Source organism: Streptomyces sp. NBC_01717 (genome assembly GCF_036248255.1).
GTDB lineage: Bacteria > Actinomycetota > Actinomycetes > Streptomycetales > Streptomycetaceae > Streptomyces.
Genome location: NZ_CP109178.1, coordinates 560,655 through 581,562 on the forward strand (window position 1 = coordinate 560,655; position 20,908 = coordinate 581,562).

Sequence of the window (20,908 nt, forward strand, 5' to 3'; positions counted from 1 at the left end):
CAACACCACATGGCGGCCGGCAGATACGCCGACGGCGGATCCAGCCCGGCCCGCGTCCGCCGGGCGCCCTCGCTCGAAGAAGTCCGAGCAAACGACCTGCGGGCTGCGCCACCCCGCCCATCCGGTCGGCCGGCTACGGGGTCGCCGCGCGGAAGAGGGCCAGGAGGGCCTGGGCCGACGGGGTGTCCGCGTCGAAGAACTGCGTGGCCGACTCGGGTGGCACGGCCGTTCCGTGCATGCGGACCTCGTGGCACCTGAAGCAGAACGCTGCCTCGAACAGCGCCAGGTCGAGCGAGTCCTCGTAAGCCCGGATGCTCCAGCCTGGCGAGAAGCCGCAGCGGTGCTGTTCGCTGCCGGGCAGCATCTCGATCAAGGTCAGGGCTTCGGCGGCCTCGCTCCCGGTCCAGTGGGCGACCACCCTGCCGGGGTATGGGACGCCCCGCTCGGTCGGGAGGGCGGAGATCCGTACGACCTCGATCAGCACGGTGGCGGCGACGGCTTCGGCGGGGAGCTGCATGTGCGCAGTCTGCCCGCCGGGTCGGCGCCCGGCTGATACTCCAGTGCAACATCAGGGAGAGGAAGACCGGAGCTTCAGGGAGAGGAAGACCGGAGCTATCGAGGGCCGAACCTGCCAGTATTGCCGCGTGGAGATCCGTCGCATCACTCAGGTCGAGGCCGTCATGGCGGCCGGGCACCTGTTCGATGACCCCCCTCGACAGGGAGCGACTGAGCGTTTCCTGGAGGACGAGCGTCACCACCTGCTGATCGCCTACGTGGACAACGTCCCGGCAGGCATGGTCACCGGTGTCGAGATGATGCATCCGGACAAGGGGACCGAGATGTTCCTGTACGAGCTGGGTGTGGACGAGGCGTTCCGCGGGCAGGGCGTCGGCCGGACTCTGGTGGCGGCACTCGCGGACGTGGCACGCGAACGCGACTGCTACGGCATGTGGGTGATCACGGACGCGGACAACGCGGCGGCACTGGCGACGTACAGACACGCCGGAGGCGTACCTGAAGAGGAGCAAGTGGTGCTCGTCTGGACATTCGATCAGACGTAGATCCACAAAACGGACCCGCTTGCCGCATCCGGCAGTTGGGACGCGCGGCCTGGGTCCCACACCTGGCGCACGTCCCCGCCGAACTTGGCCGGCTGAGGGCAGGCGGTGTCAGTAACCGTCGACAAAAGTGACCGTCTCTTCGAGCGGCGCCCGCCCCGTACGGGTGTAACCCACCGTGACGTCCTCGAACCCGATCGACATACCGCAGAAGAGGATGAGCCCGTCCGGGGGTGACAGGACCTCCGCGACGGTCTTGCGATACTTCGCCCATGCCATCTGCGCGCAACTGTGCAGCCCTTCGGCGCGGAGCAGCAGCATGACAGTCTGCAGATACATGCCGACGTCGGACCATTGGGCCGGGCCCAGGTCGCGGTCGATGTAGCAGAACAGGGCGGCGGGCGCGCCGAAACAGTCCCAGTTCGCGGAAGCGGCCCTCTGGCGCGCCTCCAGGTCCTCGCGCGGAATACCGAGTGCGCCGTAGCGCTGCTCTCCGAAGGCGGACCGGCGTTCGCGGTACGGGGACTTCAGTGCGGGCGGGTACTGCTCGTACTCCGGCTCGTCCCAGGGGTCGCCTGCGGCTATGCGCTCGCCGGCACGTTTCTTCAGTTCGGCCAGCGGCGCGCCGGTGAGCACGTAGACACGCCACGGCTGGAGGTTCGATGCGGACGGCGCCCAAGCCGCGGCGGACAGCACGCGCTCCAGCACCTCCTTCGGGACAGGCCGGTCGGTGAATCCGCGCACTGCCCGTCGGCTTGTGACCGCTTCATAGACGTCCATGAACGCGCATCTCCCTGCTCGACCTGGGCGGCTTCGTCATACTCACTATTGTATTACTCACGACAGTATCATTCAATACGATCTTGTGTTTGACTGTCGTCGAGTACGAATCCTCAGCCCCCGGCCCGCGCCTCGGGCACTGCTCTTTGGAGAACGTCCATGGCCACGCTGCTGCACATCGACTCGTCCGTGTTCCCAGGCGAGGCGTCCTCGTCCCGTTCGGTCGCGGACGCCTTCCGCAAGGCCTGGGAGGAGCAGCATCCGGAAGGCACGGTGATCTACCGCGACGTCGCCGCCGAGCCCGTCCCTCACATCACCGTCGAAGCCCACACCGCCGGTTTCGCCGACCCGTCCGAGCACACCCCGGAGCAGTCCGCCGCATTCGCCGCGCGAGTGAAGCTCATCGAAGAGCTGGAGCGTGCGGACGCCGTCCTGATCGGCGCCCCCATGTACAACTACTCGATCCCGTCGACCCTCAAGGCGTGGCTGGACAACGTGATCCTGCTCGGCCGCACCGCGGGTGAGACCCCCTCCGCCCAGGGCACCCCGGTCACCGTCGTCGCCAGCCGCGGCGGCTCCTACGCGCCGGGCACCCCGCGCGAGGGCTACGAGTTCGTAAAGAACTACCTGGAGGCCGTCCTCAAGGGCACCCTCGGCCTGGACCTCGACTTCATCGTCCCCGAACTCACCATGGCCCCCCGCAACCCGGCCATGTCGGAACTGATACCCCTCTACGAGGCCTCCCGCGAGCGCGCCTTCAAGGATGCGATCACCAAGGCCAAGGAACTCGCGGAGCGCATCGCGGCGTAACCCCCGGGCCATGGACGCCGTGTGACACCTCGACCCAGGACGTCACACGGCGTCCTCGTCGCTTGTGTCCGCTGCGCCGGTGACATCGGCGCTCCGTCCCTGGAGGCCGGTGGCCCGGGCTCGGGGCGGCCGGGAAGTTCGGCCTGCCGGCGGGCCGCACAACCGGTGCGCGGACCCGCTTACGCCTCTCCGCCTCCGGGATGGGCGAAACGGGTCAGCAGATCCGTCAGCTGCTCGGGCTCGCCGGGCCGCAGTCCGGCAACCAGGCGCTCAGCCAGCGGCACCGCCGCCACATGAGCTGCATCGAAAAGCTCGAGGCCCTGCGGCGTGATCTCCACCGCCCGCACCCGCCGGTCCCCCGGAACGGTCTTGCGTACGGCCAGCCCTCTACGCTCCAGGTCGTCCACGACGCGCATGATTCCCGCCTTGTCCGACCCCGTAGCCGCCACCAGGTCCCGCTGCACCGTGGGTCCGCGGTCGACCAGCACGATCAGCACAGCGAAATGCCGCAGCTCGATGCCGAGCGGTCGAAGCGCCCCCTCCATCACTGCGGCCGCGTGCCAGTGCGCCCGGCGCAGAAGCAGGCCGAGAGCGAAAGGCGAGGCATCCCCTGGGCGGTCGGTCACGCGCGAGGCGGTGGTTCCGGGAGGAACGTCGGCGGTCATGAGGCCACATTACAGCCATCGATTCGTTCAATACGGTCTCATTCGAAACTAAATGCGCCAATAGAGGCCGTCACCGGTCAGCAGTCCACCCCGGGACCGTCGGCAGCACCTTCTCGGCGACACGGAGCAGCACCGCGTCGTCCGGCACCACGCCGTCCGCGCGCCACAGGACCACCTCGAAGGAGCCGCCGCTGTCCTTTGCATCCCGGGCCACGGTGAGGGCTCGGGCCGGGACACCGGGCCCGCTGTCGGCGTCGCCCCCATCATGTCGGCTGTCCGCTACGAAGCCACGGTGCTGGTCGCTGCCATCGATGAATGGTTGTCAGTGCTTGAGCAACAGGCCTCCCGATGCGCCGCCGGCGACCCGCCGATATATACGCAGTCTTATTTGCGCAGTCCAGCCTGCGCAAGTTAGCCTGAACGTATGAACGAGGTCACCGGCACCACCGACGGCGTGTCCGAATCGGCCGCACGCGCGGCCCGCGAGGTCCGCGTGGTCTACAGCCGACTACGGCGCCGGATGCGCGAGACCTACGACCCCGGGGACCTCACGCCCTCCCAGACGTCCGTCCTCAGTCGACTCGACAAGGACGGCGAAGCATCGGTCAGCGACCTGGCGGCCGCCGAACGCGTCCGACACCAGTCGGTAGCCGCCACCGTCGGCGTCCTGGTCGAACGCGGTCTCGTCGCCCGCCGCCCGGACCCCGAGGACGGCCGACGCCAGCTGGTCTTCGTCACCGACAGCGGCCACGACTTCCTCGAGGACCGCCGCCGAGCCGGCGAGGGCTGGCTCACCCGCGCCCTGGAGGACAAATGCACGGAGGAGGAACGGCGCACCCTCCTCGATGCGACGGCCCTGCTGGAACGGATCGTCCGGTCGTGACCGGAAACCTGCCCCGCGTCCTGCGCCGACTACGCCCCGGCGGAGCCAAGCTCTCTGCGGACACCTTCGACCGGCGCCTGCTGGCCCCGATGATGCTGGGATCGGTACTCAACCCGGTCAACTCCTCCATCCTCTCCGTCTCGCTGGTACCGATCGGCGCCGCCTTCGGCGCACCGCCCTCCCAGACGGCCTGGCTCATCTCCGCCCTCTACCTGGCCACCTCCATCGGCCAACCCGTCGTGGGACGACTGATCGACCTCTTCGGGCCCCGTCGCCTGTTCCTGGCCGGGACGGCACTGACCGGCGTCGCCGGCATCGTCGGCATGCTCGCCCCCAACCTCGGCGTGCTCATCGCCGCACGCGTACTCCTCGGCTTCGGCACCTGCGCCGGCTATCCGGCCGCCATGTACCTCATCCGCAGCGAGGCCCGACGCACCGGGCAGAAGAGCCCCGCCGGCGTCCTCACCGCCCTCGCCGTCACCACCCAGACCATCGCCGTCATCGGTCCCAGCCTCGGCGGCCTGCTGATCGGTGTCGGCGGCTGGCGCGCCACCCTGGCCGTCAACATCCCCCTCGCCCTCGCCGGCCTGTACCTCGGCGCCCGTCGCCTCCCCGCGACCCCCACCCCCCGCCGCGACGACGGCCGCCACCCCGTGGGCGACCTGGACCTGCCGGGCATGGGCCTGTTCGCCGCGGCCCTCGTCTGCCTCCTGCTGTTCCTCATGAACCCCGGGGGCGGCACCTGGTACCTCCCGGTCCTGACCGTCGCCGCAGCAGCCGGCTTCACCTGGCGCGAACTACGCGCCCGACAGCCCTTCATCGACGTACGCGTACTCGGCGGCAACCTGCCGATGCTCGCCACCTACGCCCGGACCCTGCTCTCCTACGTGGTCAGCTACGCCTTCCTCTACGGCTACACCCAGTGGACGCAGGAGGGCCGCGGGCTGTCCGCCTCCCAGGCCGGCCTGGTGCAACTCCCGCTCTTCGCCACCGCGATCGTCGTCTCCACCCTCACCGGGCGCCACCAGGCCATCCGCGGGAAACTCCTCGTCGGCGCCGTCGGCCAGATCACCGCCTGCGCCCTGCTGCTCCTCCTCCACGCCCACAGCCCCCTGTGGATGCTCCTGGCCGTCGTGCTCGTCCTCGGGGTCCCGCAGGGCCTGAACAACCTCGCCCTGCAGAACTCCGTCTTCCACCAGGCCGACGCCGAACGCATGGGTTCCTCCGCCGGGCTGTTGCGCACCTTCGGCTACCTCGGCGCCATCATCGCCTCCGCCGCCGACGGCGCATTCTTCGGACAGCACGCCGACACCAGCGGCTTACACCACCTCGCCTTCTTCATGCTCGCCGTCAGTGGCCTGTTCCTCGCGGTGACCGTCATCGACCGCTCCCTGCGCCGCATCGGAGCCCCACCCGACGACGACACCACCACCGAGACCCAACCCCAGGACACCCACCGGTGACCGAGATCTCCGGGCCCCGCCCGACCAGAACCGCCCCACGGCACCCTGCCGCACAGGAGCGACCCGACCCACCCCGCAACACGTGAGGACCAACCGTGACCAACACCGCCCTGCTCGTGATGGACGTTCAGCAGGCCATCACCGAGCGCGTCCCCGACCCCGCCTTCACACCGCGCCTCGCACGAGCCGTCGCCGCCGCGCGGGCCGCGGGCGTCCCCGTGGTGTACGTCGTCCTCGGCTTCCGCCCCGGCCGCCCCGAGGCCAAGTCCAGTCCCTCCTTCAGCGCCCTGCCCGACGGCGCCTTCACCGAAGGTGACCCCGGAGCCACCATCCACCCCGACGTCGCGCCTCGACCCGGCGAAAGCATCGTCACGAAGAAGCGCGTCAGCGCCTTCGCCGGCAGCGACCTCAACCTCGTCCTGCGCGGCGGCGCCATCGACCACCTCGTCCTGACCGGCCTCGCCACCAGCGGCGTCGTCCTGTCCACCCTCCGCCAGGCCGCCGATCTCGACTACCGCCTCACCGTCCTGGCCGACGGCTGCGGCGACGCCGACCCCGAGGTCCACCGGGTGCTGACCGAGAAGGTCTTCCCCCGCCAGGCTGACGTCACGACCATCGACGCCTGGATCTCCGACCTCGCCTGACATCACCCACAGGGCTGCGCCGAGCCGGGGCGCGTCCACCCAACAGCTCGACGAGAACGGCGATGTCCGCGCGCGCGAAAGTGGTTTGCCGACTTGGATGTCGCGTGAGTAGCGTCGCCTTTTATGCCCCCGACTCTGCGCACCGAGCGTCTACTCCTCGAGCCGTACCTCTCCGAGGACGAAGAGGGCTTCGTCGCTCTGTTCCAGGACACCAGGGTGTCGCAGTGGATGGGTGACGGCACCGCTTCCGAAGCAGCAGACCGCGCCCTGTTCGGGCGCATCTTCACGAAGGTGTACGCCCAGGACCTGTTCGATGTCTGGGCTGTTCGTCGCAATGGACTCCTCGTCGGGCATGCCGAGATCAAGCCGAACGATGTCCTCGGAGGCCACGAGATCATTTACGCTCTGTCGCCGACGGCATGGGGGTCCGGCCTGGGGACCGAGTTGGCCGAGGCGATCGTCGCCCATGGTTTCGACACCCTCGGGCTGACCAAGGTGTACGCCACTGTCGACCCGGCGAACGAGGCCTCGCTGACCCTGCTGGACGGAATCGGTTTCGAGCATGTCCAGGACATGAAAGAGGATGACGGCAGCACCACCCACGTGCTGGCCCGCCGTCTGACCGCAAGCGGCAAGTCGCCCCTCGCCCCATAGGGGCGAGAGCCGGCCGCTTGGGTGGCGGACACCTTCGAGACCTCAGGAATCGCACTCCGGCCACGGCGCAGGTGCAATTACCTCCGAGGCGCCCCTGTACCAAGCGGCACGACCGCACACCCGAACGCACAAGTACCGCAGCGGGGTACCTCCTCCCTTCTGCTGGTCACGTATGTACTGGGGCCTGGGCCTGCGCCCGTCCAGGGCTGGAGCCGGCGGGAGCACCGCCGGTTGGAGGGCTGATCACTCCTCCATCACGGCATCGCATTGCGCACAGACCAGCTGGGCGTACTCCGCTGTGTACCACGAGGAATCGGGATCCGTGGGCCGGCCGGGAGATGACTCCATGGCGAAGGTGTCCTTACCACAGAGGGTGCGCGGCCCTGGGGTCGTGGTGGACCCAGGGGCGGCTGGCGCTGCGTGCACGCAGCGGACGGGTCGCCCCTCAACCCGTGATACACCGGTCAAGGATCGCGCTGCACTTGGCTGATCGAGCTCGTACATCACGAAGATCTCGCTCATGTCCTGACGGTAGGCCGATACAGCGGTTCATGCAGTGGGACGTGAGACATACCGGCGTGGGCCGCCCTCGCCGCGATGGCCGCGGCACCCTTCAACTTGTCCGTCAGTACGCCGACGCCGCCAAGGGCTCCCGACTTGCCCAGGAGGACGCAGCCGCAAACGGCGGGAATGTGCGACCTTGCGGACCGGGCGGCCGAGCTGGGAAGCCAAGCAGTAGCCCGGAAGCCACGCTTCAGCCCCGGGCGATGGACTCTTCGATGAGGGCCACGGTGGCGCGGGGATCGTCGACCTCGATGACGAGGAGGTCGTAGGTCTCGGCGTCGGCGAGTTCGATGACGACCGCCTTGTCCGGGTTCTTCACCTCCCAGAAGAGGCGTTCACCGTTGCTGAGGAAGCGGCCGGCGGTGATCACACCGGGGAGGTTGGTGCCACCGACGCGGATGCCTTTCCGTTCACGGGCGATGCCGGGGTCGTGGGTGGCGCCACGCACGTGGGGCAGCGGTGGCGGGGTGGATCACGTGGGCGAGGTGGTTGCGGAGGGTGGTCAGATACAGGCTCCGTTTGGAGCCGAAGACTCCTCAGGGGGCGCCCCTGGCGATGCCGATCCAGGTCACGGCGGGCTCGAACGCCTTCCTGTAGGCGCCGTCGCGCTGCCGGCGGCGGAACAGACGCGGCAGCGCGGTGTCCGCGTCGGGGCTTACCCTGACCACATGATCACCGGTGGACACGTCATCATTTACAGCCGTGACGCAGAAGCGGACCGGGCCTTCTTCCGGGATGTGCTGGAGTATCCGCACGTCGATGCGGGAGGCGGCTGGCTGATCTTCAAGCTTCCGCCGACCGAGATCGCCGTGCATCCCACGGACGGTCCGGAGACGCAGGAGCTCTACCTGATGTGCGACGACATCAGCGCGACGGTGAAGAACCTGGCCTCGAAGGGCGTGGAGTTCACGCAGGCAGTCACCGATGCGCGCTGGGGACGGCTGACCAGGTTCCGTCTGCCGGGCGGCGGCGAGGTGGGCATGTACGAGCCCCGCCACGAGCGAGCTACCGAGCTGTAAAGCGCACATGCCGTACAGCCTGCGCTCGCTGGAACCGACCGACGAGATCACCGTCAAGGCCCGCTGGTCGGAACCCGCGACGCAGAGTGCAGGTCACGTACTGCGCCATTTCCGCCCAGCCATGTGTCGGCGTACGCACAAAAGGGGCCCAGCCGGGCACGAATGAACGTGCCCACTCCGGTGTACAGCACAGCGCGGAACCCTTTCGGGAGAAGCCTGCCCGGTGCAGATGCCCTCCCTACGGCGATTCCCATGGACCGGTGTCTGCCGGGGAGTCGGGCGTGGTGCTCAGGGGCAGGAGCTGAGGGCGTTTTGCGGTGCGGCCGTCGCCGGAGGACCGGCCGCGCAGACGGCGTGCGAGCCAGGGGCCGAGGAATGCGGCCGCCCAGCGCAGTTCGGCTGCTGCGGCTTGCCAGCCGGCAGGGACCGCCTGTGGAGGCAGCGGGAGCGTCCAGGCGTCGTCGCTTCCGGGCAGGTGCATGGCGTGGGCGACGGCTGCAGCGATCCGCTCGTGGCCCAGGGGGCTCGCGTGGAGTCGGTCAGCGCTCCACAGCCGTGGGTCGGTGGTGACAGCGTGCCCGGCGGTGTCGGCGACCGTTACCCCGTGCCGGGCGGCAGCAACGCGGATGCGGGCGTTGAGGTCGAACACGCGGGACCTGACCGGCCGGGCAAGTGGCGCGATCTTCCCGACGTCGGGGAAGGTGAGGGTCACCACGTGGGCCCCGGTGGCTGTGAGCGCGGCGAACACTTCTTCCAGATGCCCGGCCACCTCCGCGGCGTCGAACCGGGGCCGGAGCAGGTCGTTGACCCCGGCGACGACGGTCGCCAGGTCGGGACGCAGGGCCAGGGCGGGCTCCAGCTGTTCGGTGCGGACCTGGCCGGCGACACGTCCTCGTACGGCCAGGTTGGCGTACTCGAGAGAGGGGTTGACGGCCGCGAGGCGCTCGGCGAGCCGGTCGGCCCAACCCCGTAGACCGATGATGTCGTCGCCGTCGCCGAGACCTTCGGTCTGGCTGTCGCCCAGGGCCACGTAACGCAGGTATTCACCGCTGTTCATGACTCGTCCGCCTTTCCCGCAGTACAGCTGAGATCCGCAGGCACCAGTCCCGGTTGCCCTGTTCAAAGGCCAGGCCGCGCAGGCAGGTCAGGTACGGCCCGATCCGCTCGCCTCGACGCAGGAACTCTTCCTCGTCCGCTTCGCCGCGCATCTGTCGCAGCAGCTTGCCGAAGAGCTCGATCCTGGCCTCGGCTGCGGACGCTCGCTCTTCGAGCTGCTCGATCACCGGCGCGGCGCCGATGTGGTCGGCGGCCTGCACCTTGACGAGCAGGTCGTCGCGGATGAACGAGGGCTTCGATACGGATGCGGCAAACTTTTCCAGCTCGGCGAGGCCGGCGTCGGTGACCCGGAACAGACGTTTGTTGGGCCGGGTTTCCTGGACCACCTGCCGACCGGCGACCAGCCCTTCCTTCTCCAGCTTGGTCAGCTCGGCGTACAGCTGCTGGGGCAGTGCGTGCCAGAAGTTCGCGACGCCGATGTCGAACGCCTTGGCCAGTTGGTATCCGCTGTATTCGCCGTCCAGCAGCGCCGCCAGCACGGCGTGTCGCAAGGCCATCGAGGGTGCCCCTTCCCTTTCCTTGTCCGCCACTGCATCATACTCAAGAAAATGACTAGTCACATTCTTGAGTATCAGGAGGGGTCATGGAGACTGCTGAACGCTTCCGCACCATCGTGGAGAAGCGCGACCTCGCGGCGCTGGAAGACCTGTTCACCGAGGACATCCGCCTCTACAGCCCGGTGAAGTTCACCCCCTTCGAGGGCAAGCCCATGGTGCTGGGACTCTTCGGCGTCCTGCTGCGCGCCTTCGAGGACTTCCGCTACACCGGGCACTTCGAGGGCGCGGCCGAGACCAGCACCGATGGCGAAGAGGCTCCGTCGGCGATCCTCCTCTTCCGGGCCACCGTGAACGGCAAGGAGATCCACGGCATCGACCTGCTCCAGTTCGACGAGACGGGCCGGATCAAGGAGTTCACCGTGATGGTCCGCCCGCAGTCCGCGGTGCACACCCTGGGCGAGGCGGTACTCGCCGGCCTGGTCGCCGACGGCCTCATTCCCCGGCCCGACGGCCGCTGAAGCGGACACATACGGGAACGGCCGCCCCGACACCAAGGATCCCGGTGCCCGCCGAGCCGCCACGCATCCTCGTTCGAGCCACTCCAGAAACTGGGCAACTGTGCGTTCGCGGAGCGGCGAGCGTCGGCGGGCGAGCGTCGGCGGGCGTGCGTCGGCGGGCGTGCGTCGGCGGGCGTGCGTCGGCGGATTGAGATGATCTGCGCTCTGGGCGCGGCGCTTGCTGAGCACGATGACGTTCGTGTCGATCAGGCCGCGTTTCGCCCCCCGGGCCCGAGCAATTCCGCCCGGACTCGGCATGCGTATCGCGCTATAGGCAGGTGCTGCTACTGATACCTGGCGCGCACGTTGCCTCCCGGGCTGCTCCGCACGTGAGCGGTCCCACGCCGTTCGAGCACGAAGTTCGAGAAGTTCGAGAGGTGAGGTGGCCGCAACTGCCTCCCACCCTCGCTCAAGCCGCTGGGCGGCGTTCCGGTAGGTGGACTGCGGACATGAGCGAATTCAAGGACCGCTCGGGACAGGTCTCAGACCCTGGCCATCCAGCAGCCCAAGCGCCCTTTCGCGGCAGGCAAGGGGCCCGTTCCCGTCGGTGATCACAGGCGGATCATCGATTCCGGCTTGCCGCAGTCGTCGGAGTCGGTTTGGACAGCCCGCCTTGTGGACTGGACGCCGACCGCCTCGAGACCACCGGAGCCAGTCCGGCTCTCCTCCGGCGCCGGGCGCGTCGACGATGACGCAGTGGGGCCGGGCCTACATCCCGTGCCCGGCTCCACTGGTCGAAGCGGCGACAGAGGGAGGGTCGGCGTGGTTGCGGGAGCATCTGCCGTATCCGGACGGCAATGCATTCTCCGCCGGGCCATGACGCCGGACCCCGCAGCTTTCCTTTCGCACCGGACCTGCCGGGCCCATTTCAGCGCTTGAAGGCGTCCTTCGCCTTCTCCTTCGCCTGACGAACGTCACCCTTGGCCTTCTCGGCGCGACCCTTGGCCGTCAAACCCTCGTTGCCTACCGCGCGGCCGGCGGTCTCCTCCACCTTGCCCTTGGCCTGTTCTACCTTGGCCTTGGCCTTCTGGTCCTTGGCCACGACACTCACATCCCGCTTCTCAAACTCGATGGACAACTTCTAGCTCAACCGTAAATGGCTCCTTGGACGCCATCTACCGACCGGTCGGACCGAAACGGGATTATGTGAAGTCGGGGCGAGATCGAACACCCTCGGCCGACGCCCCCCATCAGCGCTGCCGCGCCCGACGCCCCGCACGGCTCCGACAGCGGTTCGAGGGCGTGATCCGGCGGGACAGTGAGGCAGGGGGACGGCGACGACCGCCATGGTGACGGGCGCGGAACTTCTGGGCCCGCGGGTTACCAGGGGCCGTGGTAGACCAGGCCCAGAACCAGGGCGGCCGCCGCGGTGGCGAGGAACACGATCCCGCCTACGATGTTGCGGGAGCCCACCCGCAGGTGGGCGATGATTGCGCCGATGAAGTACAGCACGAGACCGGAAGCGGCGAGGGTCCCCAGGAACGGCACGGCGAGCCCGGCCAGCAGCCCCACGGTGCCCGCTGCCAGCAACATGCCAAGCACCGGCACATACTTCCGGGGCACGCCTTTCATGTCCGCCTGGGTCTTGGGGTATTCGTGGCCTATCAGGTAGGTGACGGCGGCTGCGCCGTTGAAGACCGCACCGAGGATGGTGACCGTGACGTAGGCGGCGAACACGTTTTCTCCGTTTCTGTCGGGAATAGTGCTGCTGGGCACTCCGTCGTGGGATGCCCTTCTCCTGGACGACGAGCCGGCGACCCGATTTGTGACATCGGCTGGCAGCCGGGCGTGCCAGTGCTGCCGAAGGCCTTCTAACCGTTGAGCAAGACCGCGAGATGGTGCTGTCGGGGCTGGGGTGCTTCCTGTCCGGTGGTGATCGTCCCGGGTCGCCCCGGCACGACACCAGGGCGGCCAACCGACCGTACGCGCTACTCCTGGAGCTCGAACAGGGTTGTGATCAACGGGCGACCCGGATGAGGTCTTTGATCCAGATCATCGAGGCGCGCGGGTGCGGGCCGGCGAGGTAGCTATCTGGGGCCTGTCGTATCGGGTGACGATGCCTCGCCGCGCCTTGAGCTTGTTGATCTGGCATTCCACGGTGTTCCGCTCCGAGTAGGGGTCGGAGCCGTGACCGAGGGGCCGACCACCCCCGGAGAGCCCTGCTTCTTCCGGTGGCGGCTCGGCCCCTCTTCTCCGGGATGACTGCCTCGATGCCGCATCTACGCAGCCGCCGGGCCCAGTTGCCGCAGGACGGGTAGGCCTTGTCCCCGGCAACCGCGTCCGGCCGGGTGCTGCGGCGACCGACTAGCCCTCGGACCCGTATCCGCCCCAGCACGGGGATCAACTGCGGGCTGTCCGCGCGGCCTTCCCCGAGGTCAGGATGAACGCCATTGGACGGCACTTCCGGTCGGCGGCGACGCGGAGAGGGAGATGAACTCCCGCTCCGCCTGCGACAGTTACCGTCGGATACAAGAAGACCTACCGGAACAGCCCCGCCACAAGGGCGAATCCGCAGGTTGATCACAACTCCATGCACGCCCTGGCGGCGCTTCGTTCGCCGGGCAGGTCCTTTATCGGGCCGTCATTCCAGCCTTGCAGCTCAATACTGCGGCATCGCCTCCTGCCGACAGGACAAGGCAGGAGACGGACCGTCACCGTGTGGGCCACCTGGTCCCATGTTGCATGCCGGGATCATTCCTCCCGGTCATCGGCGGCCTCGTCCTCCCACTCGTCTTCCTCCAAGTCCTCTCCGTCGTCCTCTTCTTCGTCCTCTTCTTCGTCCTGTTCTTCGTCCTCTCCTTCGTCCTCAGCATCGCCGTCATCCGCGTCTTCGTACTCGTCGTCGTTCTCCGAGTCCTCGGCCTGTGCTGCTTCTTCCTCTTCCATGGCTTCTTCGTGTGACACGACGACTTCGCCGTCTCGGATCTCGCCCCGCCAGCCTTCCGGCTCGTCCCCGGTGAGAGTGACGTACCGCTGGAAGTGCTTGAAGTCCAGCCGGACCCGGCGGCCCTGAGCCCGCCAAATATTTCCGGTCTTTTCGAAGAACCCGGACGGGTAGTACTCCAGGAGCAGGACGATCCGCGTCAGCGTCGGCGCCAGTTCGTGGAAACTTACGGCACCCTTGGTCGTCCCCTTGGCCCCTTCGGAGGTCCAGACGATCCGGTCGTCCGGAATCTGTTCCTGAACAGTCGCTTTGAAGCTGCGGGATGAGGGTCCGACCTTCACCTTCCAGTCGCTGGACATCTCGTCGCTCATCGAGACGCTGCGAACGCCCTTGGTGAAGCTGCTGAAATCCTCGTACTGGGTCCAGTAGTCGTAGGCCGTGCGAAGAGGCACGCCGACATCGAGGACCTCAATGATGTTCATGCTCTTGCTACTGCCGGACTTGCCCTTGCCGCCGCCGAACGCCTCCTTGACCTTGCCCACGACACTGTCCTTGACGCCTTTGGCCTTCTCGGACAAGAACGCCTTCACGGGGGATTCGCCCCCGAGGACGCGCGAGCCGACTTTGAGCAGTGACCCGCTGTCGGCGGCATCGGTGAGCTGCTCCGTGACATCCTTCAGCTTGTCACTGGCCTTCTCCGCGAGCCGTCCCACCTGTGCTTCCACGAAACCCGACAGCGCCTCGCTCAGTCCCCCCGCCCCCGGCCCCTGCGCCTCTCGCTCCTTCGTCTCCTTCCCAGCCATGTCGGGTTACCTCCCGCGATCGGCGCGCTTGGATGTCTTCTTCGCCGGCCTCCCTGAGGACGCCGCCCTCTTCGCGGGAGCCTGCTTCTTGGGCGCAGACTTCTTCGCTGGGGCTGCCTTCTTCGCGGCCGGCTTCGTCGCAGAGGACTTCTTCCGGGATGGCTCCTTAGACGCCGCTCCGGAAGAGCTCCGGGCAGCGGGGGCCCTCTCTCGCCGTGACGCAGTGCCCCTCTCGGTCCGCCCCGGCTTCCGGGAGCTTCTCCGGCGCTGCGGGCGTTCGGGTTCAGGCTCCTCCTCCTCTTCCTCCTCTTCCTCTTCTTCCTCCTCCGGCCCCTCTTCCTCCGGCTCCTCTTCCTCTTCCTCCTGCTCCGGCCCCTCTTCCTCCTCCGGCTCCTCTTCCTCTTCCTCCTCCGGTTCCTCTTCCTCTTCCTCCTCCGGTTCCTCTTCCTCCGTGTCCTCCTCCTCCGGCTCAGCTCCCTTCTTCGCACCCAGGGCCGTCGTGCGGTCACGGAGCGTGTCTGCGAGCGTCCCCATGCCGCGAGTCGCAGCAGCTGTCACTGCCTTGCGGCCGGCCTCGAGGAGTTCCCCTTTCATCTGGTCCTGCAGTTCGGCCACCTGCGGGATCTCCCCCAGCCTGCGCATTCCCTCGGTAGCGAGCTGGCGTGGCTCAAGGCCGAACCGTTTGCCCGCCAGATAAGTCCCCACGCTCAGCGCGAGTTTGCCTTTCTTCGTGCGGCCCAGCACGTATCCGCCGACAAGGGCAGCGGCGAGAGTCATCTTGGTCTGATCGTCCATGCGCACGTCACCTTCAACGTTTCCGCGAGACCCGCCTGTGCTGCGCAAAGTGCAGCTCTGTGGCTGTCAGTGGTCTCTACCCTGGCGGCGGCCACTGCCGATTTGGGAGCGCAACGAAGGGGGAACCTAGTCCTGCTCACTTCGGGCGGCGCCGGCCCTCTGCAGCCCGGCGGTTCCGGCCACGGCTGTTGGTCGCCTCGGCGCGAGAGCCATCACTCGATGCCGGACCTGTACTCAACTCATTGCCGGTCCTGTACTCACCAGTCTCGCCCGTATCGCGGCAGTCGCATCTTGGAATGCCCTGCCTCCTGATACGGGGCGCGCAGTTGTGGCATCCACGGTTGCGGTCGTCGGCGTCAGCGCCGACCACCGCAGTTGTCCCGGTGTGTGGCAGATACTTGATGTGCCGTGACGTTGGGCGTGGCCGTTGTGTCCTTCTACTGCGAGGCGGGTTCTGCCGGTATGCCAGCAGGTCCGTGAGAAGGGTCCGACAGCCTGCCCGGCGCAGGAAGGTTGTGCAGGTGTCGTCGTCTGCCGGTGTCGGTTCACAGCCCGCCTCCCCGGCCCCGGAGGTGGTACTGGACGATGCCACGTTGGTGGTCCGCGCCCGTGACGGCGACATGCGCGCCTTCGAGGTGCTGGTGCGCCGTTATCAGGGGCCGATGTACCGCTTGGCGGTGCATATGCTCGCGAGCCGTGGCGACGCCGAGGACGTGGTGCAAGAGGTGTTCCTGACCGCTTGGCGGCGGCTGGGGCAGTTGCGGGACGACGCAGCGCTCGTGGGCTGGCTCTACCGGACGACGAGTAACCGGTGCCTGAACATCATCCGGGCACGTAAACCCGTCGCGGAGACTGACCTCGACAATCGCGAATCCGCCGAGGCGGCTGGATCACCGGAGCGGGCGGCGCAGGTCAGCGAGCAGATGATCGCGCTCGCTGCCGCTTTGAAGCAGCTGACGCCCGAGCAGCGAGCATGCTGGCTGTTGCGGGAGGTGCACGGTCGCTCCTATGAGGAGATCGCCGGAGTTATGGGCACGACCCGTACGGCGGTGCGTGGACGCATAGCGCGCGCTCGAGTGCAATTGGCGGAGGCGATGGCTCCATGGAAATGAGCGAAGCTCAGGGCTATGTGCTGCCTTGCGGCCGCGATATGGAGACGGTGTGGGAGCGGCTCGATCCGGCCGACGCCGCCCTGGCTGACACCCATGATCCCACCTGCGAGCACTGCTCTGCGGCTCGGCAGAGCCTGGTGATCCTGCAGGAGGTGACCGGCGAGCTCGCCTCGGCGGAGATCGGACCTCCGCTGGGCTTGGCCGGACGGATCATGTCTGCGGTGCGCGCAGAGGTCCGCCGTCACCACATGCTCGCGCTGCCCGGCGCGGAGCCGGGCGGGGTGCAGATCAGCGAACAAGCGGTCGCTGCCGTGCTGCGATACGCCGCCGATTCGGTCGACGGTGTGCGCGCACGGCACTGCCGGATTTCCGTCACAGAGACCGAGGGCGCGGTGGAGGTGGAGATGAGCCTCGCGGTGGCCTACCGCAGGTTTTCCGCCGACGCCGTCGACGAGGTGCGCGAGCGGGTCCGAGCAGCCACTGCAGCACGGGTCGGAATAGCCCTGGTGCGTCTGGACCTGACCGTGGAAGACCTGTACGACGCATGAAACCCCGCGATCGGGCAGCAGACTGTCGAGAGAGGCTGAAGCACATGGACACGGTGTTCGTTACGTCAACGACCGTGCCGGACGACGAGACACGGGGTCCCCGTGCACAGTGGGTGATCGCCGAGCCCGTGATCGCCGCGCTTGCCGCCCACGCCGCTGTCGGCGTCCCTGGTGTTGTGCGGCTCGAACCCGGCCTGACCGGACTCGCCTCCCAGGTGGCGCGTTCGGTACGCCAGAAGATCAACGGCCTTGCCCCGGCCCCGACCGAGGGTGTGAGAATCACGGTCGACCACTCAGCCGTACCGTCGAACCTCAGCGCCTCCATCGACATGGTCGCCTCCGGGCATGACCAGGCTGGGGCCGTGGGGCGGGCCGTTCAGCGTGAGGTCACGCGTGCCGTCGCCGATGCCACGGGCCTCGCTCCGCAGGCCGTCGTGGTGTCGATCATGGACATCGACTTGTATGGGACCGGTGCGTGGTGACTCCGAGATCAGAACTGACACGCTCACTTCTGGCTGTCCTGGGCAGGATCCCCGGTCTGCGCCCGGCGACCCCCGCCACCACCCACGTCGGCTCACGCGTGCCGTGGAACCTCGACACCATGGCCGTCGGCATCGACGACGAACTCATCGAGATCCGCGTCGTCGCCCTCGCCCTCCCTCTTCCTCCGATCCTGCGCGAGGCCGAGGCCGCCCTGAACGCAGCGCTGAGGGAGACCCCGTGGAAGGACGCTCGTCTGCGCCTTGTCGTCACCGACATCGATGCCACCGCCCTCACCCCCTCTCGATCACGCGAGTGACGCGGGTGCCTGAAAGGCCATGACGTTCTCCCCTGGCACGGGTCGTTCATATGTGACGAGCGCGAAGCCGCCTCGTCCAGAGCCAGGAAACCGAGGAGAGCACCATGACGAACCCGGCCACCACGAATACTGCCGTGCCCTCCACTTTTGCCGCAGGCGACACGGAGAAGAGTGCCACCAGCACACCGGAAGCTTCCTCTGCACAAGCCTCCGGGCAGGGCTCCACCACCATCGCCGATGTCGTCGTCCAAAAGATCGCCGGTCTCGCCGCCCGCGAGGTACCCGGCGTATATGAGCTGGGTGGCGGAGCGGCACGGGCGTTCGGCGCAGTCAAGGGGCGTATCCCCGGAGCCTCCGCCAGCGCCGGACAAGGCGTCTCCGTCGAGGTCGGTCAGAAGCAGACGGCCGTGGACCTGGAGATGCTGGTCGAGTACGGAGTGTCTATACCCGAGTTGGCCAAGGACGTCCGCAACAACGTCATCGACTCCGTCGAGCACATGACGGGCCTGGAAGTCGTCGAGGTCAACATCAGTGTCAATGACGTCCACATCCCCGCTGACGACAGTGACGGCGGCGACCAGGACACCGGCGGCCGCGTCCAGTAGCCGTTCCCGGGCCCCGGCACCGCACACACCGTGCGTCACCCACCGCGGGCACGGGGGCCTGCCCACGGGGTCCATGCGGCGCACGGTCCATGTGTGCGACCTCGCACACCCCGGCTCAATGCCGCATGGCAACGTACGCGCACCAAGGAGAAATGACATGACGTCCACTCAGATGGGTCTCCTGACAGGGCTCGTCCTCGGCCTCGCCGCCGCGTTCGGCGGGTTCGAAGCCTTTCTCATCGTCCTTGTTCTCGGGACGGTCGGGCTGTTGGTAGGGCGATACCTCGACGGCAAGCTCGACCTCGCCCAACTCACCGGCCGTGACAGGGACGACTTCCATGGACACCGCGATCACCACGTCAGCTGAAGGTGAGTCCGGCGACGCGCAGCGAGGCCGGACAACGATCTCCGACCGCACCGTGGAACGCATCGCCGCCCGGGTGTTGACCGAAGTCGAGAACATCGGCGGAGCAGCCGGCCGGCTGCTGGGCATAGCGGTCCCAGGAGAACACGCCGAAGACTCGGCCCGGGTTGCCGCGAAGGTCAGCGGCGACTCAGTTGCGGCGCTCGATGTTCGCCTGTCCGTCGCCTATCCAAAATCCGTCGCTCACACCACCGAAGACGCCCGCGCACGCTTGGTACGCCGCGTTGCGGACCTCACCGGTCTGACCGTGACCCGTGTCGACATCACCGTCACTGCACTGCGCGCTCCCGACTCACCGACCAGGAGAGTCCGATGAAATGCCGGCCCCGCCGCACCATCCCGGCCACTCTCACCGCGCTGGTCCTGCTGGCGGCCTGCGTGCTGATCGCCGTCGTCGCCATTCAGCTGATCATCGGTCAGAGCCCGCTCTTCAGTTACCGCTCCGTCACTGACACCCTGCACAGCACTCACTGGAGCGACACCACCACCCTCATTGCCGGCGGCGCAATTGCCCTGCTCGGGCTACTCCTGCTGGTCGCGGCACTCCTGCCGGGGAAACCGACCGTTCTGCCCCTGACCGGTGACCTGGACGCCGGCATCACGAGGCGTAGCCTGCGCCGCGATCTGCAGAACACGGCTTCGAGTGTCGACGGGGTCAGCAGAGCAAAGCTGAAACTGGGCCGTCGAACGATCGTCGCCCGCATCCGCACCGACCGGACCAACACCGCGGGGCTCACCGATGCCGTGCGCGCCGCCCTGGGTCGGCGCCTCGACCAGGTCACCCCGCTGATCCGTCCGGCCGTGAAGATCCAGCTCCGTGCCACCAGGAACGCACCATGACCAGCCTCAACCGCCCAGCCCGCCTCAACCGCACCCTTCTCGCCGCGTTCGGCGTCCTCCTGCTCGCCTCAAGCTCCTTCGCCGTGGCCGCTCATTTCGGCCACCTCACCTTCCTGGATTCGGACGCCACACTTGCTCCCAGCATCGCCGAGCCGCCCACCTGGGCACTCTGGATTGCTGCCGCCACCGCCATCGTTCTGGGGCTGCTCATCCTGCGCTGGATCGCCGCGCAGCTGACCCGGCGCCCCAAAACCCACACCTGGCACCTCGAGCAGAACCCCGAGCAGGGCAGCACCGAACTGGCTGCGAACACTGCCACCGCCCCCTTCCTCAGGGAAGTCGCCGCCTACCCAGGCGTCCACCACGCCCGCGCCACGCTCGCCGGAACCCGCCAAAACCCCACCCTCGCAATGGTCATCAGCACTGAGCAGGGCGGGGATCTCACCACCATCAACCATCACCTCAACACCCACGGGCTCCCCCGGCTCCGTCAAGCGCTGGACCTCGACACCCTCCCGTTCACCGTCGAGTACCGCTTCACCACCCACGCCGGCATCCGCGCACGCTAGACCGTTGTGGGCGTACGGGTCGTAGATGCCTGCCGGGCTCGGGCTCCCCGGGCAGGGGGCCGCGCCGTGCGCTGCCGCTGGGTCCCCTTGCCGCCTCTTCACGTTCTGAAGGCGAATATCAGATCTGCTGTCGCAGCCACGAGTCGAGAGCCGCAAAGTCGCTATCAGCCAGACCATGGCAGGGATCGACACGATGGAGCAGGGACGGTCCCTGGTGGTGGGCAGCAACCCAAGCTCGATCGATGTCGGTGACCTCGTCGTCGACCCAGGCGAACGGACGCCCCGCAGCCCATTCGACAAGTGCACGGGTCTTCCAGTGCAGTCCGTTCCACGCGTCCTGGTCATCGATGTCGGACGGCTCCGGCCAGACCACCACTGCCATTTGCGGCAGACCGATGCGAGGGGCGATGCACTCGTTCGCGTCAGCCATCCACGTCGTCGCCCAGACCACCTCGCACGGGAGCGCCGCCAGCCGGGGTCCGTGCTCCGGATTGATCCTGGTCAGGAGTGGATTCGCGTCGGCACCGAGCGGTTCAGGACCCCTCGCATAGGTCGGATACGTCTGGGACGCCGCGCCGAATGGGATGAGTGGTCCATCGACATCGAGAAACAGCAGCGAAGCCTGCACAGAGCCAGTCACGGGAGCACGATAGCGACAGACCTCACCGAGGACCGCCTCGATGGCCCAGGCCCGGCAACTGACCGCCGCCCCACTTGCTGCTCTTTCTCGTGGACATCCACGGGCCCCAAGATCCGCAAAGGCTGCCCACAGCGGCAGAATCAGAAAGGGGCGCCCGACCCGTCCTGCAGCCCACGCTG

General features: G+C 67.7%; 28 protein-coding genes and 3 pseudogenes. 17 read left to right on the forward strand and 14 right to left on the reverse strand.

Annotated elements, in window-relative coordinates; translation table 11 throughout:
* Nucleotides 1–133: 133 nt before the first annotated feature.
* A complete protein-coding gene (locus OHB49_RS02690) occupies nt 134–517 on the reverse strand; it encodes a hypothetical protein (protein ID WP_329157566.1) in 384 nt (127 codons plus the stop codon).
* Between the two features lie 127 nt (nt 518–644).
* On the opposite strand from OHB49_RS02690, the gene OHB49_RS02695 reads away from it, so the two are divergent.
* The gene (locus OHB49_RS02695) at nt 645–1,061 is read left to right on the forward strand and encodes a GNAT family N-acetyltransferase (protein ID WP_329157567.1); all 417 of its coding nucleotides are present in this window, start codon (nt 645–647) and stop codon (nt 1,059–1,061) included.
* A gap of 108 nt (nt 1,062–1,169) precedes the next feature.
* Here the strand turns inward: OHB49_RS02695 and OHB49_RS02700 are convergent, their stop codons facing one another.
* Nucleotides 1,170–1,838, reverse strand: a complete 669-nt coding sequence (locus OHB49_RS02700; protein ID WP_030980369.1) for a nitroreductase — start codon at nt 1,836–1,838, stop codon at nt 1,170–1,172.
* Between the two features lie 159 nt (nt 1,839–1,997).
* Here OHB49_RS02700 and OHB49_RS02705 point away from each other — a divergent pair, with 159 nt between their 5' ends.
* Complete coding sequence (locus tag OHB49_RS02705) at nt 1,998–2,648, forward strand: FMN-dependent NADH-azoreductase (protein WP_329157571.1); 651 nt, start codon at nt 1,998–2,000, stop codon at nt 2,646–2,648.
* 179 nt (nt 2,649–2,827) lie between these two features.
* Here OHB49_RS02705 and OHB49_RS02710 read toward each other — a convergent pair whose 3' ends face one another.
* Together OHB49_RS02710 and OHB49_RS02715 are read right to left on the reverse strand one after the other, a co-directional pair.
* Nucleotides 2,828–3,313 carry a MarR family winged helix-turn-helix transcriptional regulator gene (locus OHB49_RS02710; RefSeq protein WP_329157573.1) on the reverse strand — a complete coding sequence of 162 codons (486 nt, stop codon included), beginning with the start codon at nt 3,311–3,313 and terminating at the stop codon, nt 2,828–2,830.
* 70 nt (nt 3,314–3,383) lie between these two features.
* Nucleotides 3,384–3,584 (reverse strand): annotated as a pseudogene (locus OHB49_RS02715) (DUF6215 domain-containing protein); the annotation flags it as partial.
* A 153-nt stretch (nt 3,585–3,737) separates the two neighbouring features.
* Between OHB49_RS02715 and OHB49_RS02720 the strand changes: the two are divergent.
* The 4 genes from OHB49_RS02720 to OHB49_RS02735 all read left to right on the forward strand — a co-directional run bounded on the left by OHB49_RS02720 (nt 3,738) and on the right by OHB49_RS02735 (nt 6,957).
* Nucleotides 3,738–4,196 carry a MarR family winged helix-turn-helix transcriptional regulator gene (locus OHB49_RS02720; protein WP_329157575.1) on the forward strand — a complete coding sequence of 153 codons (459 nt, stop codon included), beginning with the start codon at nt 3,738–3,740 and terminating at the stop codon, nt 4,194–4,196.
* Between the two features lie 8 nt (nt 4,197–4,204).
* A complete protein-coding gene (locus OHB49_RS02725; protein WP_443079633.1) occupies nt 4,205–5,659 on the forward strand; it encodes an MFS transporter in 1,455 nt (484 codons plus the stop codon).
* Nucleotides 5,660–5,754: 95 nt separating this feature from the next.
* The gene (locus OHB49_RS02730) at nt 5,755–6,303 is read left to right on the forward strand and encodes a cysteine hydrolase family protein (protein WP_329157578.1); all 549 of its coding nucleotides are present in this window, start codon (nt 5,755–5,757) and stop codon (nt 6,301–6,303) included.
* Between the two features lie 123 nt (nt 6,304–6,426).
* On the forward strand, nt 6,427–6,957 hold the full coding sequence (locus OHB49_RS02735; RefSeq protein ID WP_329157580.1) for a GNAT family N-acetyltransferase: 531 nt from the start codon (nt 6,427–6,429) through the stop codon (nt 6,955–6,957).
* A gap of 754 nt (nt 6,958–7,711) precedes the next feature.
* On the opposite strand, the pseudogene OHB49_RS02740 reads toward OHB49_RS02735, so the two are convergent.
* Both OHB49_RS02740 and OHB49_RS02745 read right to left on the reverse strand, forming a co-directional pair.
* A pseudogene (locus tag OHB49_RS02740) lies at nt 7,712–7,981 on the reverse strand (hypothetical protein); the annotation flags it as partial.
* 76 nt (nt 7,982–8,057) lie between these two features.
* Nucleotides 8,058–8,189 carry a hypothetical protein gene (locus OHB49_RS02745; protein WP_329157581.1) on the reverse strand — a complete coding sequence of 44 codons (132 nt, stop codon included), beginning with the start codon at nt 8,187–8,189 and terminating at the stop codon, nt 8,058–8,060.
* On the opposite strand from OHB49_RS02745, the gene OHB49_RS02750 reads away from it, so the two are divergent.
* Nucleotides 8,190–8,540 (forward strand): VOC family protein, encoded by a 351-nt coding sequence (locus tag OHB49_RS02750; RefSeq protein WP_329157582.1) that lies wholly within the window; start codon nt 8,190–8,192, stop codon nt 8,538–8,540.
* Nucleotides 8,541–8,778: 238 nt separating this feature from the next.
* Here OHB49_RS02750 and OHB49_RS02755 read toward each other — a convergent pair whose 3' ends face one another.
* Together OHB49_RS02755 and OHB49_RS02760 are read right to left on the reverse strand one after the other, a co-directional pair.
* Nucleotides 8,779–9,597: an SGNH/GDSL hydrolase family protein gene (locus tag OHB49_RS02755; protein ID WP_329157584.1), complete on the reverse strand. Its 819-nt coding sequence runs from the start codon at nt 9,595–9,597 to the stop codon at nt 8,779–8,781.
* Nucleotides 9,584–10,153 carry a PadR family transcriptional regulator gene (locus OHB49_RS02760; protein ID WP_329157586.1) on the reverse strand — a complete coding sequence of 190 codons (570 nt, stop codon included), beginning with the start codon at nt 10,151–10,153 and terminating at the stop codon, nt 9,584–9,586. Before OHB49_RS02760 ends, OHB49_RS02755 begins: the two co-directional genes overlap by 14 nt.
* Nucleotides 10,154–10,239: 86 nt before the next feature.
* On the opposite strand from OHB49_RS02760, the gene OHB49_RS02765 reads away from it, so the two are divergent.
* Nucleotides 10,240–10,671, forward strand: a complete 432-nt coding sequence (locus OHB49_RS02765; protein ID WP_329157587.1) for a nuclear transport factor 2 family protein — start codon at nt 10,240–10,242, stop codon at nt 10,669–10,671.
* Between the two features lie 907 nt (nt 10,672–11,578).
* Here the strand turns inward: OHB49_RS02765 and OHB49_RS02770 are convergent.
* From OHB49_RS02770 to OHB49_RS02790, 5 genes and pseudogenes are all read right to left on the reverse strand, one after another.
* Nucleotides 11,579–11,752, reverse strand: a complete 174-nt coding sequence (locus OHB49_RS02770) for a CsbD family protein (protein ID WP_078853137.1) — start codon at nt 11,750–11,752, stop codon at nt 11,579–11,581.
* A 278-nt stretch (nt 11,753–12,030) separates the two neighbouring features.
* Nucleotides 12,031–12,387: a DoxX family protein gene (locus OHB49_RS02775; protein ID WP_030980383.1), complete on the reverse strand. Its 357-nt coding sequence runs from the start codon at nt 12,385–12,387 to the stop codon at nt 12,031–12,033.
* A gap of 280 nt (nt 12,388–12,667) precedes the next feature.
* Nucleotides 12,668–13,149: pseudogene (locus OHB49_RS02780) on the reverse strand (transposase); the annotation flags it as partial.
* A gap of 252 nt (nt 13,150–13,401) precedes the next feature.
* Nucleotides 13,402–14,397 carry an SRPBCC family protein gene (locus OHB49_RS02785; RefSeq protein WP_329157592.1) on the reverse strand — a complete coding sequence of 332 codons (996 nt, stop codon included), beginning with the start codon at nt 14,395–14,397 and terminating at the stop codon, nt 13,402–13,404.
* A 6-nt stretch (nt 14,398–14,403) separates the two neighbouring features.
* Nucleotides 14,404–15,192 (reverse strand): histone protein, encoded by a 789-nt coding sequence (locus OHB49_RS02790; protein ID WP_329157594.1) that lies wholly within the window; start codon nt 15,190–15,192, stop codon nt 14,404–14,406.
* 521 nt (nt 15,193–15,713) lie between these two features.
* Between OHB49_RS02790 and OHB49_RS02795 the strand changes: the two genes are divergently transcribed.
* From OHB49_RS02795 to OHB49_RS02835, 9 genes are all read left to right on the forward strand, one after another.
* On the forward strand, nt 15,714–16,304 hold the full coding sequence (locus OHB49_RS02795; RefSeq protein WP_329157596.1) for an RNA polymerase sigma factor: 591 nt from the start codon (nt 15,714–15,716) through the stop codon (nt 16,302–16,304).
* A complete protein-coding gene (locus tag OHB49_RS02800; RefSeq protein WP_329157598.1) occupies nt 16,295–16,852 on the forward strand; it encodes an Asp23/Gls24 family envelope stress response protein in 558 nt (185 codons plus the stop codon). Before OHB49_RS02795 ends, OHB49_RS02800 begins: the two co-directional genes overlap by 10 nt.
* 44 nt (nt 16,853–16,896) lie before the next feature.
* Nucleotides 16,897–17,334, forward strand: coding sequence for an Asp23/Gls24 family envelope stress response protein (locus OHB49_RS02805; protein WP_329157600.1), 438 nt, complete (start codon nt 16,897–16,899; stop codon nt 17,332–17,334).
* Nucleotides 17,331–17,651 (forward strand): hypothetical protein, encoded by a 321-nt coding sequence (locus OHB49_RS02810; protein ID WP_329157601.1) that lies wholly within the window; start codon nt 17,331–17,333, stop codon nt 17,649–17,651. Before OHB49_RS02805 ends, OHB49_RS02810 begins: the two co-directional genes overlap by 4 nt.
* Nucleotides 17,652–17,755: 104 nt before the next feature.
* Entirely contained in the window at nt 17,756–18,256 is a 501-nt protein-coding gene (locus tag OHB49_RS02815) for an Asp23/Gls24 family envelope stress response protein (RefSeq protein ID WP_329157603.1), read from the forward strand.
* 157 nt (nt 18,257–18,413) lie between these two features.
* Nucleotides 18,414–18,623 (forward strand): hypothetical protein, encoded by a 210-nt coding sequence (locus OHB49_RS02820; RefSeq protein WP_051879454.1) that lies wholly within the window; start codon nt 18,414–18,416, stop codon nt 18,621–18,623.
* Nucleotides 18,595–18,996 (forward strand): Asp23/Gls24 family envelope stress response protein, encoded by a 402-nt coding sequence (locus OHB49_RS02825; protein WP_329157609.1) that lies wholly within the window; start codon nt 18,595–18,597, stop codon nt 18,994–18,996. The genes OHB49_RS02820 and OHB49_RS02825 overlap by 29 nt, the downstream gene beginning before the upstream one ends.
* Nucleotides 18,993–19,520 carry a DUF6286 domain-containing protein gene (locus tag OHB49_RS02830; protein ID WP_329157612.1) on the forward strand — a complete coding sequence of 176 codons (528 nt, stop codon included), beginning with the start codon at nt 18,993–18,995 and terminating at the stop codon, nt 19,518–19,520. The genes OHB49_RS02825 and OHB49_RS02830 overlap by 4 nt, the downstream gene beginning before the upstream one ends.
* A complete protein-coding gene (locus OHB49_RS02835) occupies nt 19,517–20,089 on the forward strand; it encodes a hypothetical protein (protein WP_329157614.1) in 573 nt (190 codons plus the stop codon). The genes OHB49_RS02830 and OHB49_RS02835 overlap by 4 nt, the downstream gene beginning before the upstream one ends.
* Before the next feature lie 118 nt (nt 20,090–20,207).
* Here the strand turns inward: OHB49_RS02835 and OHB49_RS02840 are convergent, their stop codons facing one another.
* The gene (locus tag OHB49_RS02840; protein WP_329157616.1) at nt 20,208–20,729 is read right to left on the reverse strand and encodes an HAD domain-containing protein; all 522 of its coding nucleotides are present in this window, start codon (nt 20,727–20,729) and stop codon (nt 20,208–20,210) included.
* Nucleotides 20,730–20,908 lie beyond the last annotated feature (179 nt).

Coding starts and splice junctions, on each gene's coding strand:
- OHB49_RS02690 (WP_329157566.1), bottom strand. CDS start 517: ATGCAGCTCCCCGCCGAAGCCGTCGCCGCCACCGTGCTGATCGAGGTC.
- OHB49_RS02700 (WP_030980369.1), bottom strand. CDS start 1,838: ATGGACGTCTATGAAGCGGTCACAAGCCGACGGGCAGTGCGCGGATTC.
- OHB49_RS02705 (WP_329157571.1), top strand. CDS start 1,998: ATGGCCACGCTGCTGCACATCGACTCGTCCGTGTTCCCAGGCGAGGCG.
- OHB49_RS02710 (WP_329157573.1), bottom strand. CDS start 3,313: ATGACCGCCGACGTTCCTCCCGGAACCACCGCCTCGCGCGTGACCGAC.
- OHB49_RS02720 (WP_329157575.1), top strand. CDS start 3,738: ATGAACGAGGTCACCGGCACCACCGACGGCGTGTCCGAATCGGCCGCA.
- OHB49_RS02735 (WP_329157580.1), top strand. CDS start 6,427: ATGCCCCCGACTCTGCGCACCGAGCGTCTACTCCTCGAGCCGTACCTC.
- OHB49_RS02750 (WP_329157582.1), top strand. CDS start 8,190: ATGATCACCGGTGGACACGTCATCATTTACAGCCGTGACGCAGAAGCG.
- OHB49_RS02755 (WP_329157584.1), bottom strand. CDS start 9,597: ATGAACAGCGGTGAATACCTGCGTTACGTGGCCCTGGGCGACAGCCAG.
- OHB49_RS02760 (WP_329157586.1), bottom strand. CDS start 10,153: ATGGCCTTGCGACACGCCGTGCTGGCGGCGCTGCTGGACGGCGAATAC.
- OHB49_RS02765 (WP_329157587.1), top strand. CDS start 10,240: ATGGAGACTGCTGAACGCTTCCGCACCATCGTGGAGAAGCGCGACCTC.
- OHB49_RS02785 (WP_329157592.1), bottom strand. CDS start 14,397: ATGGCTGGGAAGGAGACGAAGGAGCGAGAGGCGCAGGGGCCGGGGGCG.
- OHB49_RS02790 (WP_329157594.1), bottom strand. CDS start 15,192: ATGGACGATCAGACCAAGATGACTCTCGCCGCTGCCCTTGTCGGCGGA.
- OHB49_RS02800 (WP_329157598.1), top strand. CDS start 16,295: ATGGAAATGAGCGAAGCTCAGGGCTATGTGCTGCCTTGCGGCCGCGAT.
- OHB49_RS02805 (WP_329157600.1), top strand. CDS start 16,897: ATGGACACGGTGTTCGTTACGTCAACGACCGTGCCGGACGACGAGACA.
- OHB49_RS02815 (WP_329157603.1), top strand. CDS start 17,756: ATGACGAACCCGGCCACCACGAATACTGCCGTGCCCTCCACTTTTGCC.
- OHB49_RS02820 (WP_051879454.1), top strand. CDS start 18,414: ATGACGTCCACTCAGATGGGTCTCCTGACAGGGCTCGTCCTCGGCCTC.
- OHB49_RS02825 (WP_329157609.1), top strand. CDS start 18,595: ATGGACACCGCGATCACCACGTCAGCTGAAGGTGAGTCCGGCGACGCG.
- OHB49_RS02830 (WP_329157612.1), top strand. CDS start 18,993: ATGAAATGCCGGCCCCGCCGCACCATCCCGGCCACTCTCACCGCGCTG.
- OHB49_RS02835 (WP_329157614.1), top strand. CDS start 19,517: ATGACCAGCCTCAACCGCCCAGCCCGCCTCAACCGCACCCTTCTCGCC.